Origin of the sequence: Hyphomicrobium sp., assembly GCF_035687085.1 — a bacterium.
In the GTDB taxonomy this organism is placed as follows: domain Bacteria; phylum Pseudomonadota; class Alphaproteobacteria; order Rhizobiales; family Hyphomicrobiaceae; genus Hyphomicrobium_B.
In genome coordinates this window covers 277,339-293,222 of the sequence record NZ_DASRYS010000010.1, presented here as the reverse complement: position 1 = coordinate 293,222, position 15,884 = coordinate 277,339, and the positions used below count along the sequence as shown (strand labels likewise).

16 protein-coding genes are annotated in these 15,884 nt (G+C 59.0%); 10 read left to right on the top strand and 6 right to left on the bottom strand.

Annotated elements, in window-relative coordinates:
• From VFG26_RS08605 to VFG26_RS08590, 4 genes are all read right to left on the bottom strand, one after another.
• Positions 1–809, bottom strand: an 809-nt coding sequence (locus VFG26_RS08605; RefSeq protein WP_325024271.1) for an aliphatic amidase, incomplete at its 3' end; no start/stop codon positions are given.
• 397 nt (positions 810–1,206) lie between these two features.
• Positions 1,207–2,385 (bottom strand): FMNH2-dependent alkanesulfonate monooxygenase, encoded by a 1,179-nt coding sequence (ssuD, locus tag VFG26_RS08600; RefSeq protein ID WP_325024269.1) that lies wholly within the window; start codon positions 2,383–2,385, stop codon positions 1,207–1,209.
• Entirely contained in the window at positions 2,382–3,332 is a 951-nt protein-coding gene (locus tag VFG26_RS08595) for a sulfonate ABC transporter substrate-binding protein (protein WP_325024267.1), read from the bottom strand. Before VFG26_RS08595 ends, ssuD begins: the two co-directional genes overlap by 4 nt.
• A gap of 51 nt (positions 3,333–3,383) precedes the next feature.
• Positions 3,384–4,340, bottom strand: coding sequence for a sulfonate ABC transporter substrate-binding protein (locus tag VFG26_RS08590; RefSeq protein WP_325024265.1), 957 nt, complete (start codon positions 4,338–4,340; stop codon positions 3,384–3,386).
• A gap of 222 nt (positions 4,341–4,562) precedes the next feature.
• On the opposite strand from VFG26_RS08590, the gene VFG26_RS08585 reads away from it, so the two are divergent.
• The 8 genes from VFG26_RS08585 to VFG26_RS08550 all read left to right on the top strand — a co-directional run bounded on the left by VFG26_RS08585 (position 4,563) and on the right by VFG26_RS08550 (position 12,824).
• Complete coding sequence (locus tag VFG26_RS08585; RefSeq protein WP_325024263.1) at positions 4,563–5,537, top strand: aliphatic sulfonate ABC transporter substrate-binding protein; 975 nt, start codon at positions 4,563–4,565, stop codon at positions 5,535–5,537.
• Positions 5,538–5,542: 5 nt separating this feature from the next.
• Positions 5,543–6,388 carry an ABC transporter permease gene (locus VFG26_RS08580; RefSeq protein WP_325024261.1) on the top strand — a complete coding sequence of 282 codons (846 nt, stop codon included), beginning with the start codon at positions 5,543–5,545 and terminating at the stop codon, positions 6,386–6,388.
• A gap of 3 nt (positions 6,389–6,391) precedes the next feature.
• Positions 6,392–7,147 carry an ABC transporter ATP-binding protein gene (locus VFG26_RS08575; RefSeq protein WP_325024260.1) on the top strand — a complete coding sequence of 252 codons (756 nt, stop codon included), beginning with the start codon at positions 6,392–6,394 and terminating at the stop codon, positions 7,145–7,147.
• Positions 7,148–7,350: 203 nt separating this feature from the next.
• A complete protein-coding gene (locus VFG26_RS08570) occupies positions 7,351–8,331 on the top strand; it encodes a helix-turn-helix domain-containing protein (protein WP_325024258.1) in 981 nt (326 codons plus the stop codon).
• A gap of 340 nt (positions 8,332–8,671) precedes the next feature.
• On the top strand, positions 8,672–9,742 hold the full coding sequence (locus VFG26_RS08565; protein WP_325024256.1) for a putative urea ABC transporter substrate-binding protein: 1,071 nt from the start codon (positions 8,672–8,674) through the stop codon (positions 9,740–9,742).
• A gap of 1 nt (position 9,743) precedes the next feature.
• Positions 9,744–10,559, top strand: a complete 816-nt coding sequence (locus tag VFG26_RS08560; protein ID WP_325024254.1) for an ABC transporter permease — start codon at positions 9,744–9,746, stop codon at positions 10,557–10,559.
• Positions 10,559–11,356, top strand: a complete 798-nt coding sequence (locus tag VFG26_RS08555; protein ID WP_325024252.1) for an ABC transporter ATP-binding protein — start codon at positions 10,559–10,561, stop codon at positions 11,354–11,356. The genes VFG26_RS08560 and VFG26_RS08555 overlap by 1 nt, the downstream gene beginning before the upstream one ends.
• 151 nt (positions 11,357–11,507) lie before the next feature.
• Positions 11,508–12,824, top strand: coding sequence for an NtaA/DmoA family FMN-dependent monooxygenase (locus VFG26_RS08550; protein WP_325024250.1), 1,317 nt, complete (start codon positions 11,508–11,510; stop codon positions 12,822–12,824).
• 150 nt (positions 12,825–12,974) lie between these two features.
• Here the strand turns inward: VFG26_RS08550 and ssuE are convergent, their stop codons facing one another.
• The gene (ssuE, locus tag VFG26_RS08545; protein ID WP_325024248.1) at positions 12,975–13,517 is read right to left on the bottom strand and encodes an NADPH-dependent FMN reductase; all 543 of its coding nucleotides are present in this window, start codon (positions 13,515–13,517) and stop codon (positions 12,975–12,977) included.
• A gap of 248 nt (positions 13,518–13,765) precedes the next feature.
• On the opposite strand from ssuE, the gene VFG26_RS08540 reads away from it, so the two are divergent.
• A complete protein-coding gene (locus tag VFG26_RS08540; RefSeq protein ID WP_325024246.1) occupies positions 13,766–14,539 on the top strand; it encodes a carbon-nitrogen hydrolase family protein in 774 nt (257 codons plus the stop codon).
• A 40-nt stretch (positions 14,540–14,579) separates the two neighbouring features.
• Here VFG26_RS08540 and VFG26_RS08535 read toward each other — a convergent pair whose 3' ends face one another.
• The gene (locus VFG26_RS08535) at positions 14,580–14,933 is read right to left on the bottom strand and encodes a cytochrome c (protein WP_325024244.1); all 354 of its coding nucleotides are present in this window, start codon (positions 14,931–14,933) and stop codon (positions 14,580–14,582) included.
• 335 nt (positions 14,934–15,268) lie between these two features.
• Between VFG26_RS08535 and VFG26_RS08530 the strand changes: the two genes are divergently transcribed.
• Positions 15,269–15,604 (top strand): c-type cytochrome, encoded by a 336-nt coding sequence (locus tag VFG26_RS08530; RefSeq protein WP_325024242.1) that lies wholly within the window; start codon positions 15,269–15,271, stop codon positions 15,602–15,604.
• Positions 15,605–15,884: the final 280 nt, after the last annotated feature.

Below are 15,884 nucleotides of genomic sequence, written 5' to 3'. Positions count from 1 at the left end.
ATGTTCTTGCGCGCGTCGCGGATCAGCGAGGTGGAGAGCGCGGCGTATTGGATGCCGTACTCCTCCTCGCCGCATTCGCCGAGCGTGCGGCCGTCGAAGCTGATGATCGCCGAGTGGCCGAAATAGGAATAGACGCCGTCGAAGCCGGCGGCATTGGCCACCGCGACATAGGAGTTGTTCGCCCAGGCCATGGCCTTGGCCATGATCACCTGCTGGTCCTTGGCCGGGTACATGTAGCCCTGGCAGCGCACGATCAGTTCGGCGCCCTTCATCGCGCAGTCGCGCCAGATTTCCGGATAGTTGCCGTCGTCGCAGATGATCAGCGAGACCTTCAGCCCCTTCGGGCCGTCCGACACATAGGTGCAGTTGCCGGGATACCAGCCCTCGATCGGCACCCAGGGCATGATCTTGCGATACTTCTGAACGATCTCGCCCTTATCGTTCATCAAGATCAGGGTGTTGTACGGCGCTTTCTTGGGGTGCTCTTCATGCTGTTCGCCCGTCAGAGAGAACACACCCCACACCTTTGCCTTACGGCAGGCCTCAGCGAAGATCTCCGTCTCTTCGCCGGGAATGGTCGTAGCCGTCTCGTACATCTCCTTCTGATCGTACATGATCCCGTGGGTGGAATATTCCGGGAAAATTATGAGATCCATGCCCGGCAGACCCGTCTTCATGCCGACCACCATTTCGGCGATCTTACGGGCGTTGGCCAGGACTTCGGCTTTGGTGTGCAGCCGAGGCATCTTGTAGTTCACGACCGCGACGCCGACCGTGTCATTGCTGCTGAAAATGTCACCATGCAACATTGTTGTGTTCCTTGTGATGAGCTGAGCAGAGCCCAGCAGACGAGCCAACCAAAGGGATTGAATCCCCGCAGCAACGGCTCCCGTCACATCGATCCGGTATTTGAGAGAGAGGATGATTCGGGAATCGTCGTCTCAAGCGAGGACGGCTGAACTTCGCTCTTTCAGAAGAAGCGAAGCGATCTCTACACTTGAACGGACCAGCGATTCTGGCAGCCCGAATTGGCGCTGATGACTCTATTGTCGGCGCGCACCACAAAGACTAATCACCTTTTCTTCTCATGTTCAAGCAGGGAGAAGGTGATCGACAGGGCGAGACGGGTGGCCCGCAGTCAATCGACCGCGAGCCTGTAAGCGTTGCTAAAACTTCCGCCAGATGGGGAAGCCAGGTCACAGCCGGTTATGACTGTGACGCTTGCTTCAATGGCGAGGGCCGGATGTCGTTGGCGATCGTCTCGCCGAACGGGCCCGTGTTGACAGTCCCGGTCTCGATCGGCTTGGCGTGGGAGATGGGCAGAAGTGGGAAGACCAACTCGGCGAACCGGTATGCCTCTTCCAGATGCGGATATCCCGACAGAATAAACGTCTCTATTCCCAGGTCGCGATATTCCTTGATGCGGGTCGCCACCGTCTCCGGATCGCCGACGAGGGCCGTACCCGCGCCGCCGCGGACAAGGCCAACGCCTGCCCAAAGGTTGGGACTGACTTCGAGCTTTTCCCGCCGCCCCTGATGGAGCGCGAGCATCCGCTGCTGGCCAACGGAATCGAGGCGCGAGAAAATCTTCTGCGCGGCCGCGATCGTGTCGTCGCTGACATGGGAGATGAGGCGGTCGGCCGCTTTCCAGGCTTCGGTTGCCGTATCGCGCACAATGACGTGGAGGCGAATGCCGAACTTAACGGTCCGGCCTTTGGCTGCCGCCGCTGCCTTGAACTGCTTGATCTTCTTTTCGACGTCCTCCGGCGGTTCGCCCCACGTCAGAACGACGTCAGCACTTCGCGCCGCAACGTCGATTGCCGGCACCGATGAACCACCGAAGTAAATGGGAGGGCCGCCTTCCTGGACGGGAGGGAAAAGGAGCCGCCCATCCTCGAACCGTAGGTGCTTGCCGGAGTGATTGACGGTTTTGCCGGAGAGGAGATCCTTGAAAACGTCAATGAACTCCTGTGTGACCTCATAGCGCTCCGCGTGATCGAGAAAGAGCCCGTCGCCTTTGTTCTCGACAGGATCGCCACCCGTCACGATGTTGATGAGCAAGCGCCCATTGGAAATACGATCGAGCGTCGCCGCCATGCGCGCTGCGACTCCCGCCGAAACGAGACCTGGCCGCGCGGCAACGAGATAGCGAAGGTTTTCGGTCAATGGCGCCAGCGCCGATGCAACGACCCAGGAGTCCTCGCAGCTGCGCCCAGTCGGAATGAGAACACCGTAATAACCGAGGTCATCGGCCGCCTGGGCGATTTGGCGAAGATATTTCAGGTCGACGGCGCGACCGCCCTTGGCAGTTCCAAGGAAGCGGCCGTCTCCGTGCGTTGGTAAGAACCAAAGGACATTGATCCCTTTGGCGTTAGTCGCGCTCATGATCCTGCTCTCCAGACGATTTCGTTGACTTTGATGGGCTTCGGCAGCAGGCCGAGCGCATGGAATTGATCGGCAATGCTCTGCTGTTCTGCGATTACTGCATCGTCGAGCGGTTTGATGTCGTAGGATTGGCGCACCAAAGCCGCTTCGAGCACGGGTGCCGGAATGCCGATCGGCGGGCTCAACTGCTCGGCTGCAGCTTTCGGATTGGACTTCACCCAGTCATCGACAGCTTTCAGTTCCGCAAGAACGACGTCGATCGCTTTGGCGTTTGGCTCGACGTAATTCTTGCTTGCAAGGAAGAACTGGTGATTGGACACGAGGCCCTTGCCGTCCGTCAGAACGCGGGCATTGCCGGCAGCTTCCGCTGACGCATAGTAGGGATCCCAGATCGCCCACGCATCGACCTTCCCGGTTTCGAATGCCGCGCGGGCATCAGCAGGCGCCAGATGCACGGGCTCGAATTCGCCGTACTTGACGCCGGCTTTTTCCAAAGCCTTCACGGCGAAGTAGTGCGAGTTCGATCCCTTGGCGAAGGCGAGCTTCTTGCCCTTCAGATCTCCGACCGACTTGATGGGGCTATCTTTCGGAACCAGGATGGCCTCACCAGCGGGCGCCGGTGCTTCATGGGCGACGTAGACAATCGAGCTGCCTGCAGCCTGCGCGAACACGGGCGGTGCTTCGCCGGTATGTCCAAAGTCGATGGCGCCGGCGTTGATGGCCTCGAGCAGCGGGGGGCCGAACGGAAATTCACTCCAGGTCACTTTGTAGCCGATGGCAGCGAGCTTGGGCTCGAGCGTGCCTTTGGCTTTCAGCAGGATGACGTTTCCGTACTTCTGATAGCCGATGCGGATGATCTTATCTTCTGCGCTCGCTGCGGCACTGCCGAGTTGAGTGGCAATCGCCCCGAGCGCGAGCGTGCCAAATAGCCTGCGAGAAATGCCCATGAGTCTCTTTCCTTTGATGGATTCTGAATTGATGCAGATGGTGTTCAGTGATCACGATTGAGGCGGGTTCCAGACAGCGTCCTTGACCACGATCGGCTTTGGGATGAGGCCGAGTTCGAGGAAGCGATCGGCGAGGTGCTGTTGGGACGCGATGATTTCGTTCGAGACCTTGCCTACGACGAACGTTGAGCGCTCCGCCGCGACTGTCTGGATCTTGAGGTCAAGTCCGGTAACAGCTGACAGCGATCTCGCAACTTCAGATCTGTGATGATCGGCCCAGTCCGCCGCCTCCGAAAGCCCTTCGAGCGCTTGCGCGAGTAGGGCGCCGTTATCCGCGGCAAACGTCTTGTTTGCGATGTAGAACGAGTTGGTCTTCGCAAGCTCCGAAGGCTTCACGAGGACGCGGCCACCATACTTCGCTTCACCCACTGCCAAGTACGGATCCCATACGGCCCAGGCGTCGACGCTATCCTTTCCAAATGCGGCTGCTGCATCTGGCGGGCTGAGATATGTCGGAGTTATGTCGCTATATTTGAGCCCGGCTCTTTCCAGCGCGAGAAGAATGACGGTGTGAGCGCTGGATCCCTTCGTGAACGCTATGCGCTTGCCCTTGAGATCGGCGAGCGTGCGAATGGGTGAGTTGGCTTTGACGAGAATACCCTGTCCATTTGTTATGGGCTGGCCTGCAACGTAGACGAGGTTGGCACCTGCCGCCTGGGCGAAGATGGGCGGCGCGTCTCCCGTCTGACCTATATCGATGCTGCCCGAACCAAGCGCCTCCAGCAAAGGCGGCCCTGATGGGAATTCAATCCACTTGACCGTTGCATTCTCTTTGGCAAGCCGCCGCTCCAAGATGCCTTGCTCGCGCGCTATGACGAAGAGGCCGTTCTTTTGATAGCCGATACGAACCTCACGCTGCGCCTCGGCACGTGCGCCGGCAGCCGGCAGCGACGCAGCCACTGCGGCCGCCAGGAGGCCAACATTAAGTAGAAGACGTCTGCGTTCCATTATCCCCTCGACAATATGAATTGCGGTTGCAAGCCCTTTCAGGCTGACGCCGGGAGATCTGCTCGTCTACGAAGTTTTTTCGAAATCCTTATGTGAAGCCGCTTATTCCATTTTGTGCAGACGACCTGACGAAGCGGCCGAATATCCTCAGAACTTCTTCTTCGTTTGGCTTCGATTGTTCCTCCCTGAGAATGCCTCCATCGCACAAAAAGGGGTTAGGCCATGAAGTTCCTGCACCGCGCGAAGACGTTGCTCGCGATAGGGTATGCGCTGACGTTAGCTTCTGCGGCCCACGCCGCTGACAAAGTCACAGAGATCAAGATCGACTGGGCGACCTACAATCCTGTCTCCCTGGCGCTCAAGGAGAACGGGATACTCGAAAAGGAATTCGAGAAGGACGGCATCGCCATACGTTGGGTTCAGTCGCTCGGGTCCAACAAGGCGCTCGAATTTCTCAACGCAGGCTCGATTGACTTCGGCTCGACTGCAGGAGCGGCCGCGCTCGTCGGCCGCATCAACGGCAACCCGATCAAGTCGATCTACGTGTACTCGCGCCCCGAATGGACTGCGCTCGTCACGCGCAAGGACACCGGCATAAACACGGTTGCCGATCTCAAAGGCAAGCGCGTCGCAGCGACCCGGGGCACGGATCCTCACATCTTCCTCATTCGCGCGCTACAGGAAGCCGGCCTTACGGAGAAGGATGTCACTGTCGTCGTGCTTCAACACGGAGATGGCAAAGCAGCCCTCATTCGCGGCGACGTCGATGCATGGGCAGGGCTCGACCCTTTGATGGCATCTGCGGAGCTTGAGAATGAGGCGAAGGTCTTCTATCGGAATGCCGCTGCGAACACCTGGGGTGTGCTCAACGCACGCGAGGCTTTCGCAAACGAGCATCCTGAAATCGTCAAGCGCGTCCTTGCAGCTTACGAGAAAGCGCGCGAGTGGTCGCTCAGCCATCCCGAAGACCTCCGCAAGCTGCTCGTCACGGCGACAAAGCTTCCCGATGGCGTTATCGCCAAGCAGCTTGGTGAGAGAACGGATCTGACGCACTCAACGATCGGACAACCGCAGAAGGATACAATCCTTGCAGCCGGCATTGCCCTCCAGAAGGCCGGCATCATCAAGCCCGATGTGGACGTGTCCGCCGCAACGGACGCCCTGATCGATACGAAGTTTTCTACGGCCGCGAATTGACATTCATGGCGGTTCTTGAGGAAAGCGGCACCGGCGCCTTGAAGGCGCCGCGTGCATTTAAATCCGGCGCAAGGCGGACGCGGTGTCTACGGGCCCCGCTGTGGGGGATCATCCTTCCTGTCCTACTTGGCGCCGGATGGGAATTGGCTGTACAGGGCGGCCTCGCAGAAGGGCGCCTGGTGCCGCCACCCTCCGCGATTTTCGAAACGCTTTTGGAGCTGGCGCGATCTGGGGAGCTCTGGACGCATGTCCAAGCCACGACCGTGCGCGTGTTTGCAGGTTTCTTCGCCGGTGCGCTCGCCGCAACCGTTCTCGGCGCGATCGTCGGCTATTCCTTTGCGCTACGCCGGCTCGTCGACCCGTCGCTACAGGCGCTGAGGTCGATCCCATCGATCGCTTGGGTTCCGCTCTTCATCCTCTGGTTCGGAATTTTCGAGACCTCAAAAGTCACGCTCATTGCGGTTGGCGTCTTCTTCCCCGTCTATCTCGGCGTTCTTGGCGCCATAGCTTCCGTCGATCGCAAGATCGTGGAGGTCGGCAATGTCTTCCGCTTGTCTCCCATAGCAATCATCTGGCGCGTGCTGTTGCCGGCGATCCTTCCCGCATATGTCATAGCCCTTCGCAGCGGCCTCGGCCTCGGTTGGATGTTCGTCGTCGCGGCGGAGTTCATGGGCGCGTCAGAGGGACTAGGCTATCTGCTGGTCGATGGTCAGCAGCTCGGCAAGCCGCAACAGATTGTGACCGCGACGCTGGTCTTCGCAGTCCTCGGCAAAACTTCGGACTGGTTGTTGCTGACGGTCACAGCACCTTTTCTGCGTTGGCAAGACAGCTTCGCCAACAGGACCGGCTGATCCATGCTTGAAGCACGTCAAATCGGAAGAGCCTTCCCCGGTGGAACAGTCGCGCTCGACAACATCTCGCTCACCATCGCAGCGGGAGAGATCGTCTCCATCGTCGGAGGGTCGGGCTGCGGTAAGAGTACCTTGCTGCGCCTCCTGGCAGGTCTTGATCGGCCTTCTTGGGGAAGCGTGTGGGTCGATGGAAAGGAACTCACCGCGCCACATCCGTCCATAGGCGTGATCTTCCAGGAGCCTCGCCTGATGCCGTGGCTGACAGTCCGGCAAAACGTTGGCTTTGGGCTTGCGCATCTTCCCGCCGTCGAGCGGAGGGCCCGTGTAGACGCTGCGTTGGAGAATGTCGGCCTTCTCGACTACGGCAAACGCTGGCCTCGCGAGCTATCCGGCGGCCAAAGCCAGCGGGTTTCCATCGCGCGCGCACTTGTTATGCAGCCTTCCGTTCTTTTGCTCGACGAACCGTTCTCGGCGCTTGACGCATTCACGCGCGTCGAGCTGCAGGAGCATTTGCTTGAACTATGGTCCGGCAGTAAGCCGACTTTGGTCATTGTCACGCACGACATCGAAGAGGCCGTAGCGCTAGGCAGCCGCCTTGTCGTGTTGAAGCCTAAGCCCGGACGTGTGGCGACGATCTTTGACGTGCCGCTGGAGAGGCCCCGCGACCGCGTCTCGGCCAGTTTCGGTGAGGAAAAGAGGAGGGTGCTTGCGGCGCTCGACCATTCGCTTCTGGAGTACCGGAAGATCGCCGCCGAGTAGACGCCGAACCCACGTCGCGGCGCCCGAGCCATCTCATCGCAAAGCGCGAAAATCTCGCGCTTCGCCAAAAATTCATGCAGCCGAAGGACGGCGCAGTCCCCGCGGCAGCCACGAAAATCTGCAAGGAGTGTGGTTTTCCGGACCTGTCTGAAGCTGGCATCGAAGTTGCAACCATCTCCATGTAGCTCAACGCATGAGATGGGATGTATCGAGAGTTCTCAGTCCTCTCCGCGCCGCTGCCGCAACGAGCGCGGTCATGGCAGGAAACCGTTTCCGAGATAATTCTGCCGTTCGAAGCGACGTTTCGGCACGCAGATAGCTTTAACGCGATCCTGCGAAGCTGGGACCTAGGCACCGCATCTCTCACGTGGATGCGGACAGATGCAGTCCGCTACATCAGAAGAGCCGGCCACGTCCAAAGCGATAACGAAGAGAATATTCTCGTCTCCTTCTCTTCGCATTCGGAAATCTGCTTCGAGCAGGATGGCATTCGGCTGCAATGCCCCAAAAAGCAGTTCTTTATTGAAAAGGGCCGCGCCCCCTCGGACTTTCTGCAGACGGACAGCAACGAAATCTGGGTGCTCAAGTTTCCGTTCGCTTCGGTCCAACGGCACATCCGGTCGCTCGACCCCTTCTACGGCAAACTGTTCGACGGTGATTCCGGCGTCGGCGGTCTCCTTTTCGATATGGTGCAGCAAGTACCAAACCGGTTTGGCCCAGACGGCCGCTCGGCGGAAGGGTTGGGCAATACCTTCATCGAGCTGCTGGTTCTTGCAATCGAGTCCCACAGCCGTGCGGTGAATAGCACCCAGTCCTCGGTGCAGCGCGCGCACCTCGCCCGTGCTGAGCGCTTCGTAAAGCAGAATATCGGCAATCCGAACTTGTCGCTCGAGATGATCGCGGGTGCGTGCAACATCTCTGTGCGCTACCTCCACACGCTGTTCCAGGGCAGCGGGACGTCGATAGCGCATTGGATCAGAGACATGCGGCTGGAAGCTTGCCGCGCGCAACTCGTAGAATGCAATCGGCGGGAGCGCATAAGCGAAATCGCCTATCGCTGGGGCTTCAGCGACCAGGCTCAGTTCAGCCGGCATTTCAAATCTCGTTACGGAATGACGCCGCGAGAAATGCGCGCTGCCGCAGCACAGAATGCGCTCATCAAGGGCCCGCAAGGCGGCTCCTAGCAAACCACTTCACCTAGCCGCGAGCGGCCCACGCAGCCCGCACGCTTGCGGCCGCGCCCACCGTTGTGCGCGTGGGCATGCCTGAGTGGAAAGAGAGGTGCACATTCCAAATCATGCACTGCATTATCGCACAACGCTTTGTGCGCTCATTTGCAAGTTGGCGCTGGCGAGACTGCTATCGTGTTAGCCAAGTTGAAAGGGCGACTGAACGATGGCATCGCCAATCCGACACCGCATACTCCGTCAATCCAAGCATCCGAGCCAAATAGGCGGTCCGGCATCGCCGGCTGCTTACTGGATATCTGTGTCAACTCTCGCTTGAGGTAACCAGGAAACATCGATGTACAAACGCTTGCTGACCACCGTCGTCGCTCTCACCGCATGTTTGGGCGTCTCGATGACACCCGCTCTGGCCGAAAAGAAGGACAGTTTCAAGATTGCATGGTCGATCTACGCGGGCTGGATGCCGTGGGGCTATCTGAATGACCAAGGCATCCTGAAGAAGTGGGCCGACAAGTACAACATCAAGATCGAACTGGTTCAGCTAAACGACTATATCGAGGCCATCAACCAATACACAGCCGGCAAGTTTGACGGTTGCGCCATGGCGACGATGGACACGCTGACTATACCTGCTGCCGGTGGCGTCGATACGACTGTCCTCATCATGGGCGATTACTCGAACGGCAACGATGGCATGGTGCTGAAGAAGGGTAAGTCCATTGCTGACGTCAAAGGCCAGAAAGTCCATCTCGTCGAGTTCTCCGTGTCGCATTACCTGCTCGCTCGCGCTCTGAGCAGCGCCGGCCTCACTGAGCGCGACGTAATGACCGTCAACACATCGGAAAGCGACTCCGTCTCAGCGTTCACGAGCTCGGACGAAATTCAGAACATCGTCAGCTGGAACCCGATGCTGAGTGACATCAAGAAAGTGCCCGGCGCTACGTCGGTTTTCGATAGCTCCCAGATTCCGGGAGAGATCATGGACGTGATGACGGTGAACACGGAAACGCTGAAGGATAATCCCGAACTCGGAAAAGCGCTCACCGGCGCCTGGTACGAGATGCTGGCTTTGATGAATTCCGGCACGCCCGAAGCGGAGAAGGCCATTGCCTCAATGGCAGCGGCATCCGCCACGGACGCAGAAGGCTTCAAGGCGCAGCTTGCCATGACCTACATGTTCTACACGCCGGCTGATGCGCTCAAATTCCAGGACTCCGCGTCCTTGAAGAAGACGATGGAACTCGTCCGCAGCTTCTCGTTCGATCACGGCCTGCTGGGCCAGAACGCGAAGTCGAAGGACGTCGTCGGCATCGAATTCCCGGATGGCTCCACCATCGGCGATGCGAAGAACGTCAAGTTCCGCTTCAACACAACCTTCACTGCGCTGGCGGCAGAAGGAAAGTTGTGAGTTGACTCGCATCATCAATAAAAAGCTCAGCCCGGGGATCGCAAGGATCCTCGGGCTGTTGCCGTTCGGCGCAGTCCTCATTCTGTATGTCATCAGCTCGGACATACGGCTGCATGAAAATCCCAATGATAAGCTCCTGCCGTCCTTCGGCGCGATGTGGTCGGCGCTCAGCCAGCTGGCCTTCACTCCCGACGTCCGCACAGGCAACTATCTGCTTTGGGCGGATACCCTTTCCAGCCTGAAGAGACTGGCACTGGGAATGGGCATCTCGGTCGCCCTCGCTATCGTCTTTGGTATTGCCTTGGGGCTGATCCCCTATGCCGCCGCCATAGGCAATTCATTCGTGGCGGCGGTCTCGCTCGTACCGCCGTTGGCGCTGCTTCCAATCCTCTTCATTGCCTTCGGGCTCGACGAGCTTTCCAAAATCGTCCTCATCATCCTGGGTGTCGCGCCCTATCTCATCCGCGAACTGGCTTTGCGCGTCGAACAGATGCCATACGAGCTGCTGGTGAAGGCGCAAACGATGGGCGCATCGACGTTCCAGATCATCGTGCGCATTGTGCTGCCGCAAATGCTTCCGCGCTTGTTGGATGGCCTTCGCTTCTCGATCGGACCCGCGTGGCTCTTTCTGATCGCAGCAGAGGCGATCGCGTCGACCGACGGCCTCGGCTACCGCATCTTCCTCGTCCGAAGATATCTCGCGATGGACATCATCATTCCCTACGTCGCGTGGATTGCGACACTCGCATTCCTCATGGACTTAGGCTTGAGAGTACTCAGCGCCCGGCTGTTTCCGTGGACAAAGGCATCGGTTTGATGAGTCAAATCTCGATCAAGAACGTCTGGAAGGAATACGGCAGTGCCACGGTGCTCGAGCGGTTGAACTTCGAAATTCAAAGCGGCGAATTCTGCGTCCTCGTTGGGCCGTCAGGCTGCGGCAAGACGACGTTTCTCCGGCTACTCCTTTCGATGGAGCCGATAACCCGCGGTGAGATCCTGATTGATGGCGTACCGATCACGGCGGAGCCGTCGCGGGATCGCGGCATCGTCTTCCAGCGATACTCCGTCTTTCCGCACCTCACCGTTCTCCGCAACGCCATGTTGGGCATGGATATCGCGCAATCGAAGTTCGGCGGACTTCTCTTCGGCCGGAAGCGGGCGAGCGCACGCGAAGCTGCTACCGAAATGCTGGGCCGCGTGGGCCTAGGGCACGTCCTCAACCATTATCCTGCGCAACTCTCAGGTGGTATGCAGCAGCGTTTGGCGATCGCGCAAGCGCTCCTCTGCAAACCCAAGATCCTTCTCCTCGATGAAGCGTTCGGCGCGCTCGATCCCCCGACCAAAAGCCAAATTCACGCGCTGATGCTCGAGCTTTGGAAAGACCAGGGCATGACCGTCTTCATGGTGACCCACGACTTGGAAGAAGGCTTTTCCTTGGGTACGCGCGTTATCGAGTTCGGCAAAGTCAGGCGTGACCCGCAGGCGCCGGGCGCGTTCGGCGCAACGCTCGTTCGCGATGTGGATTTGACGGGAAAGACGCAAAAACAACTGCGTGAGTCGCTTGCATCCTGGAAGCAGGATACGGGTTCTCCCTCCCTGGTGAACGCGCTTTAGAGTCGAGGACTGGGGCCGCTTTTTCCGGTCGGGAATGATCTTTTGTCGATTAGCGTAAAGCCTTCAGAATCTCGTTGGGCCAGCAGCTCTAATCCTGCTCAATACGAACACGAGCTATTCGACGGCAACGTCGCACTGGAGAGACAAATCAATGACTGCAAAGCCCTTCCATCTTGGCTGGTTCACGAACTTCACGTCCGATGAATGGAACGGCCCATTCTCCAACGGTGGCGCACCCTGGGACGGCAAGTTCTACGTTGAGATGGCGCAGTCGCTGGAACGCGCCTGCTTCGACTACATCATGTTCGAAGACAAGCTCGCGATTTCCGAATCCTACGGTGGAACCGCCGAGATCTCTTTGAAGCATGCACTCGGCTTTTCGCCCAAGCACGACCCCGTGCCGCTCGCGGCATTGATCAGCGGCGCGACCAAGAACATCGGGATCGTCGCAACGATGTCGACCCTATCATATCACCCGTTCCTGCTGGCGCGCATGACGTCGACGATCGACAGCCTCGCCGGTGGCCGCTTCGGCTGGAACATCGTCACCTCGGCCGAGAACGCCGCCGCTCAGAACTTCGGAATGGATGCGTTGCCGCCGCGCGAACTCCGCTACGAGATGGCGGATGAGTACATGGACGTCTGCTATAAGCTCTGGAACTCGTGGGAGCCCGATGCGGTCGTCCGCGATCGCGCGTCCGGCACCTACGCGGATTTCCGGAAGGTCCACACGGTCAACTTCGAAGGCAAGTTCTTCAAGTGCCGCGGACCGCTCAACACCGTGCGCTCGCCGCAAGGTGTTCCGGCGCTCGTGCAGGCTGGCGGCTCGCCAAAGGGACGCGACTTTGCTGCGAAGCATGCCAATGCGATTGTCGCGGTCGCTCCGGGCATCGAGAAGATGAAGGAATACCGCGACGACGTGCGGGCACGCGCCAAAGCGCACGGCCGCAACCCGGATGATATCAAGGTGCTGTTCCTCGTGGCTCCCGTCCTCGCCGAGACCGAACAGGAGGCCCAAGCAAAAGCCAAGCGCAAATCGTCAGATCCGGTCTTCCTGGAGCAGTGCCTGGCGCTCATCTCCGCCATCACCGACATCGATTTCAAGAAGTACGAACTCGACAAGCCGCTGCCGGAGAAGCTGCGCACGAACGGCGAGCAAGGTTCGCTCGACATGTTCCAGCAGTGGGGATCGAACAAAACGCTCCGCCAGCTCGTCGTCGAAGCATCAGGCGGCATCGTGGCGTCCGTCGAACTCGTCGGCACGCCGGAGCAGGTCGCGGACAAAATGGCCGATACCATGGCTCAGGTCGGCGGCGACGGGTTCCTCATCACCACGCCCGTACAATCGACCAACCGCCGCACCGTCATCGAGGTTTGCGACGGTCTGGTGCCCGCTCTTCAGCGCAAGGGCTTGGTCCGGACCGAGTACACGGGCAAGACCTTGAAAGAAAATCTTGTCGCGTTCTAGCCGGGGGGCAATGGCGGAGGGGAGATCATCAACCCTCCGCCACTCCAGCTTATGACCCGAGACACATCCATTAAAATCAAAAGCGTTCGCCATACTCTAGCGAACGCTTTTTTATTTAGGATAGCTCTATTGCGTCTGCAGCGGCCGCTACTAAGCGGCCTTCTCCGCGTAATTGACCGCACCATTGAACTGCCGGATCACGTCGGCAAGCATGTCCCTATAACGCTGCTCTGTGATGAGCTCCGGCGACGCAGGATCAATGACGCTTTCGATGACGAAGTGGCCCTGGACGCTGTGGCGCGCGCCAAGCGAATGCAACACCGGCCGCAACGCGTAATCGAGCATGAGCGCATGCGCGAGCGTGCCGCCCGTTGCCAGCGGAAGAATGGCCTTTCCGGTAAGCGCATATTGCGGGAGCAGATCGAGAAACACCTTCAAAAGGCCGGAGTAGGAGGCCTTGTAGGTTGGCGTAACCAGCACGACGCCGTCCGCGGATTTCAAAAACGCGGCTGCCTCGGCAATGGCTGGATCGCTGGTATCGGCCCTCAGCAGCGGCGCGGGTGGCAAGTCCCGCAGTCGCAGATGCCGGGTGTCCATCGAAATCGACGAGAGGTGATCGGTCACATACTGCGCCAGAGCCGCGGTTTTCGACTTCTCTGAGGGGCTAGAGGAAACAACAAGGACGGTTGGCATCGAAATCTCGCAAACTCGTGGGTTGGCCGGATTGGTCTTCAGAGAGGGACGATAAATATTGCACAAAGCAGATCTTGTGGCTGAACGCATAAGCTGTTGCGCTTCCGCGCAGGCTGCGGCCCGCTGCTAAAATGGCGCTTGAAGCCGGCTGCACTTCTCCAGAACATGTGTCTTGAGCGGGTGCGATCTCCTATCGGCCCACACTTGCCCCGCTACCTTCTACATCATCAGCAAGAGACCTGAGCGGAATGCGACTGGCGGTTTGTCAAACAAGCTCCTGCACCGGAGACAAAGCAAAGAACATTGCGAAGATCCGCGCAATCGCGCGCACGGCCGCATCCTGGGAGGCCAGCCTCCTCGTCATGCCCGAGCTGTTCTTGACCGGATACAACCTCGGATCGCGCTTGAAGGACCTAGCCGAGCCAAGCGACGGCCCGTCTTTGAGGGCGATCGGGGTCATCGCGCGCGAAGAGGGTTGCGCAATCGCCGTCGGGTTTCCCGAGCTGGCCGGCGGAGAACTCTACAACTCGTCTGCTTTATTTGACGCCGAAGGCAATCTGGCCGCCGTCTATCGTAAAATTCATATGTTCGGGCCGGATGAAAAGGGGCTCTTCGTACCTGGGAAAGAGCTGGTGGTTACCCGCATCGGCGACCGGACGATCGGAATGGCGATCTGTTACGACATCGAGTTCCCCGAGATGGCGCGCGAGCTGAAGCGGCGCGGGGCTGAAATCATCATCGTTCCGACGGCGAACATGGCTCCGTACCACGAAGTGCCCACCACCTTCATCCGGGCACGCTCGCTCGAGAACGGTGTGTTCGTCGCCTATGCGAACCTCTGCGGAACGGAAGGCAACCTGGAGTATACAGGGCTCAGCGCGATCACCGGACCAGACGGCATAGATCTCGCCAGAGCGGGCCCGCGCGGGGAGGCGTTGCTGCTCGCCGAATTGCCGTACCCAAGACCGAACGATTGCTTCTCGACGCAAATCGAAGACGTGCAGCTTCCGTTGGACCGCTAGCGAGCGGCGTCTGCAAAGCTGAAACCTTTTAGGGCACGGACTATCGCCCATTCCGCTTTAGGCTCATGATATACGCGACCACGTCATCGCGATCCTGCTTCGTGAGGATGAAGTTCGGCATTGTGGGATGGGATGTTTCGATCCACGCCGCAAGCGCGCGCCCCGTCATTCCCGATGTGTTGGCAACGCTTGTGAAGCTGGGTGCGCCGGCGTTCGGCGATATCGCCTCGTCTTCCTTGACGGCATGACACTCGGCGCAATGATCAAGTGCAAAATTGCGTCCGGCATGAGGGTCGCCCGGCTCTCCTGCCCAGGCCACAGCGGGCCCAAAAAGCACCGCGGCGATGATGAGCACGCAGGGTGCAGTTAGCCTGACAAAGAGTTTGCTCCTCATGCTGTCACCCGTCGAATGGCTCCCGGTGGCTGCGGGATTAGCAGAAATTCCGGGCCGTGGGATGGTCTGTTCACGGCATATTCGCGACGGGGTGAATGCAATAGCCTAAATTTTAGAATATGTGGGTCATTCAAAAATTCTTAGAGTTCTAGTCGCGAAAAATCCTCGATCATGGCGTGTGTCGGCTGCCAATTGATTTCGAATGCGCCGCTACAAGAACCCGTGGAGCTTTTCGCTTGCTGTTCTTTGATGGAAAAATTGCCAGTCGGCATTGGCTCTTCGAGCGCGCCGCTGGCGCTGGGCGCCTCTTGGTGATCCTTGCGGCAGCTTCTGCAATGATGACGTCTCTGCTCCATGCGCAGCCGAACGAGAACGTGCCGGCCCAAGAACCCGACGCGACGGCATCTAAGAAGCCCGATCCTGAAAATGGGCGCAGAGTCGCTCGAGCCCTATGCACGAATTGTCATCTGATCGGCGAGCAGCCTGGCGCGTCTGTGAATCCCGATGTGCCGAGTTTTGCAGCCATCGCCAACCAGCCCGGCCAATCATCTGATCGCATAGCGAACTGGCTGCTGAATGCCCATGGGCAAATGCCAAACGCACACCTCACCCGCAAGGAACTTGCCGACATCGCCGCCTACATCATGGCGCAGCGCAAACAGGAGAAGTAGCGGCGGCTTCAGTTGTCCGGCAGTTGAGCCGCTCAGGGTGGAAGCGAGTACAACGAGGTTCGGCCACGATCTCAACTCTAGGCCCGGTTTCGCCGGTATCCTGCGCGTTGCGCCGGATGGTTCGCGGCTCGCTCTCGCCACGATGAGAGCCAGCGTGCCGTCCGACGCTCTCTTCGCGCGGCTTGGCAAGACTTAGCGCTCCAGAGGAACACATCCGAACTGGCGCTTATGGCGCGAATCAATATTAGTATTTGATAACCGCTTGGCTCCTGCGCCTCGG